This window comes from Candidatus Protofrankia californiensis, from assembly GCF_900634765.1.
GTDB lineage: Bacteria > Actinomycetota > Actinomycetes > Frankiales > Frankiaceae > Protofrankia > Protofrankia californiensis.
On record NZ_CAAAFT010000307.1, the window covers coordinates 1 to 3,519 of the forward strand.

Annotated in this window: 2 protein-coding genes and 1 pseudogene; 2 read left to right on the forward strand and 1 reads right to left on the reverse strand. The window is 71.3% G+C overall.

Translation table 11 applies throughout. From position 1 onward, the window contains the following. Positions 1–226 precede the first annotated feature (226 nt). Positions 227–1,105, forward strand: a complete 879-nt coding sequence (locus DD1DGNOD_RS16310; protein WP_131770499.1) for a thioesterase II family protein — start codon at positions 227–229, stop codon at positions 1,103–1,105. A 35-nt stretch (positions 1,106–1,140) separates the two neighbouring features. Here the strand turns inward: DD1DGNOD_RS16310 and DD1DGNOD_RS16315 are convergent. Continuing rightward, positions 1,141–1,827: pseudogene (locus tag DD1DGNOD_RS16315) on the reverse strand (TetR/AcrR family transcriptional regulator); the annotation flags it as partial. Between the two features lie 129 nt (positions 1,828–1,956). On the opposite strand from DD1DGNOD_RS16315, the gene DD1DGNOD_RS16320 reads away from it, so the two are divergent. Next, positions 1,957–3,450: an MFS transporter gene (locus DD1DGNOD_RS16320; protein WP_131770500.1), complete on the forward strand. Its 1,494-nt coding sequence runs from the start codon at positions 1,957–1,959 to the stop codon at positions 3,448–3,450. The last annotated feature ends 69 nt before the right edge of the window (positions 3,451–3,519 follow it).

Below are 3,519 nucleotides of genomic sequence, written 5' to 3' on the forward strand. Positions count from 1 at the left end.
TCGACCCTTACCGCCATTGTGGTACAGCTCACAGTGGATGCATGGCCCAGATTATGTGGCATTCGCTCCGAGAAATAAAACGTTGGTCCCTGTGAAGCTTTTCTTCGGGTTCCGGTCTTGCTTTCCCGTAGAAGTCCTGATAGGGATGACACAAGCCGGGCCGTGTATTTCCGGGCGCCACCCGCCGGCCTGTGCCAGCCGCCGGCAGGAAAGGACACCAGTCGTCATGACGCGACCCGGCACGAGCACCGGTGGCGGTACCAATACCGGTACCGACCTGTGGATACGACGCTTCCATCCGGTGCCGGATCCCGCCCTGCGCCTGGTCTGCTTCCCCCACGCGGGAGGCTCGGCGACCTTTTTCTTCCCGCTGTCCCGGGAACTGTCCGCGCCGGCCGCCCCGGGGCGGCCCGGCGTCGAGGTGATCGCCGTCCAGTACCCCGGCCGGCAGGACCGGCGCGGCGAACCGGCGATCGACACCGTCGCCGAACTCGCCGAAAAGATCACCGCAGCCCTGCGGCCGTGGGCCGCCGAGCCGCTGACGTTCTTCGGCCACAGCATGGGCGCCGTCGTGGCCTTCGAGGTCGCTCGACGCCTGCGGGCCGGCGGGGATGCCGGGCCGACGCTCCTGATCGCGTCAGGCCGCCGCGCGCCGTCCCGGCAGCGCCCTCATCAGGACGTGCACCGCCGTGACGACGCCGGCATCGTCGCCGAGCTGCGGCGGCTCGCCGGAACCGACAGCCGGCTGCTCGGCGACGAGGAGATCCTCCGCATGATCCTGCCGGCGATCCGCGCCGACTACACCGCGATCGAGACCTACCAGCCGGGGGAGGAGGCGCTGGTCCACTGCCCGGTCACGGCGTTCACCGGCGACACCGATCCGCAGACCACGATCGACGAGGCGGACGCCTGGCGCGACCACACCACCGGCGCCTTCGGGCTGCGGGTCTTCCCCGGCGGGCATTTCTACCTGGCCGAGGACCCCGGGCCGGTCATCGCGGCCATCCGTGCCGAGCTGGGCGCGCAGACAGCCGCGGTGCCCGCCGCGTCGGGCCCGTCACCGAAGCCCAGCCAGGCGGCGAGCTCGCGCACCTCGGCGCGGTAGAGCTTCGCCGGGTCCGCCACGTGGGGCCGCAGGTGTCCGTTGATTTCCAGTGCCAGCAGCCCGTGCAGCCGACCCCAGATCCGTAGCGACAGCGCGACGGCTGCCGGTGGCAGGCCCGGGACCGCCGCGCGGGCCAGGGCGGCGAACGGCGGGGTGAAGTCGGACCAGTCGTAGCCGTCGGCGTCCATGCCTGCCTCGGGCGAGGACATCCGGGCCTGCAGGGCCGGCCAGGCGGTCTCCACCAGGCGCAGCAGCACGACGCACGCCTGCTGCTCGGCCGAGGAGGCGTCGCCCTCGGCCGGGAACCGGTAGCCCGGGATGGGACTGCCGTAGAGAAGCTGGAACTCCTGCGGGTTGGTGACAGCCCACTCACGGTAGGCCGTCGCCACCGCGAGCAGGGCCCCGCCGGGATCGTCGGCGGGCACCGCGGCCCGGACGGACTCCAGGCGCTGGGCCACCGAGGTGTAGACGTCGGTCACCAGCGCGGTGACCATGTCGTCGCGGGTGTCGTAGTAGCTGTACAGCGCGCCCGCCGTCATACCCATCTCGCGGGCGATCGCCCGCAGCGACAGCGCCGCCGCGCCACCGTCGGCCATATGGCGCAGTGCGATCGCCTTGATGTCGCGGACCGTCTCGGCTCGTAGCCGGTCGCGTCGCCGAAGCATGCGATCTTCCACCGTTGGTAGTTTACAGCGCTTGTCTACTACACTGCGACCAAACATTGATAGCCGTGTAGTCTTCGAACACCGTCATACCACGGCCGTCGAGCCAGGCGGCATGGTCGTCCCGTTGTTCGTCCGCGCTGACCCTGCGTCAGCCACCGCTTTGAGGAAGAGGAAGGGGCTCGCCCCATGACTGTCTCCGCAGCCCCCGGGCTGCCGCACCAGCGAACTCGGCTCACGCTCGCTCTGCTGGCGTTCGCACAGTTCATCGTCGCCGTCGACTACAACATCGTCTACGTCGCCCTGCCCGACATCGGAGGTGACCTGGGCTTCACCTCGCAGTCGGTGCAGTGGGTCGTCAGCGCCTACGCCGTCGCCTTCGGCGGCCTCCTGCTGCTCGGCGGACGCGCCTCCGACCGGCTCGGGGCGCGTCGCATCTTCACCGTCGCGCTCGTCGTATACGGCCTGTCGTCCCTGGCCGGAGGTCTGGCATCGACGCCCGGCCTACTCGTGGCCGCGCGCACGGTGCAGGGGATCGGCGGCGCCCTGCTGTTCCCGGCGATCCTCAAGCTCATCACCACCATCTACGAGGAGGGGACCGAACGCACCCAGGCCCTGGCGGTGTGGAGCGTGGCGGCCAGCGGCGGGCTCGCCGCCGGGGCCCTGCTCGGCGGGCTGCTCACCGACTGGTTCGGCTGGGAGTCGGTCTTCTACGTCAACGTCCCGCTCACGGTCGTGGCCCTGCTGGCCGTCCCGCGCCTGCTTCCGCCGGACCCGCCGCGGGTGCGCGGCATCAAGGGCTTCGACCTGCCCGGCGCGCTGATCGCCACCGCCGGCGTGGCGCTTGTCGTGTTCGGCCTGGCCGGCGGCTCGGAGGCCGGCTGGACGGCTAGCCGCACCACTGTCTCCCTCGCCGTCGGGGTGGTGCTGCTCGTCGGGTTCGTCCTGGTCGAGATCCGGACGCGGGACCCGCTGGCCCCGCTGCGGCTGTTCCGGCACCGCACGCTGGTGATCTCCATGCTCACGGTGCTGCTGCTCGTCGGCAGTCTCGCCGGCGAGTACTACCTGTTCACCACCTACCTGCAGAACGTGCTTGAATTCAGCCCGCTCGAGGCCGGGCTGGCGTTCCTCCCGCTCACCGTGATCTCGATGGTGGGCGGTGCGGTGGCCGTCACCCTGCTCACCCGCTACGGGCTGCGCACCACGATGTCCGCGGGCATGCTCGTGGGCGGCGCCGGCATCGCGGCGGTCACCGCCGGGGTGTCGGTGGACGGTTCGTACGTGGCCCTGCTGCCCGGCCTGGTGCTGTGGGGTATCGGCGGTGGGGTCGCCTTCACCGCGGTGTTCGTCGCCGCGTCCGCCGGGGTGGCACCGGCGGAGCAGGGTGTCGCGAACGCCCTGGCCTCGACCTTCCAGCAGATCGGCACCGCGCTGGGGCTAGCGGTGATCATCGCGGTCGTGGCGGCCCGTCCCCACGGGCCGGCGTCCCTTAGCGCCACCGCGACGGGGGTCGTGGACGCGCTGCGGGTGGGCGGATGGGTGTCGGCTGCCATCTGCGCCGCCGGGACCGTGGTGGCCCTCGCTCTCGTCCGGACGCCGCGGGCGGCCGAGCAGCCGGCTGCGGCGTCGACGTCCGCTGCCGCGGGTGAGCCCGCCGCCGACTCCCAGCGCCAGCCCGTATGAGGTGACGGACGGGCCCGAAACCAAGCCCGTCCCAGCCATAAAACCCCGTCAACCCCGTCAACCCCCCGT

Bases quoted from the DNA above. Each gene is read 5' to 3' on its own strand.
- DD1DGNOD_RS16310 (WP_131770499.1), top strand. From the start codon at position 227: ATGACGCGACCCGGCACGAGCACCGGTGGCGGTACCAATACCGGTACC.
- DD1DGNOD_RS16320 (WP_131770500.1), top strand. From the start codon at position 1,957: ATGACTGTCTCCGCAGCCCCCGGGCTGCCGCACCAGCGAACTCGGCTC.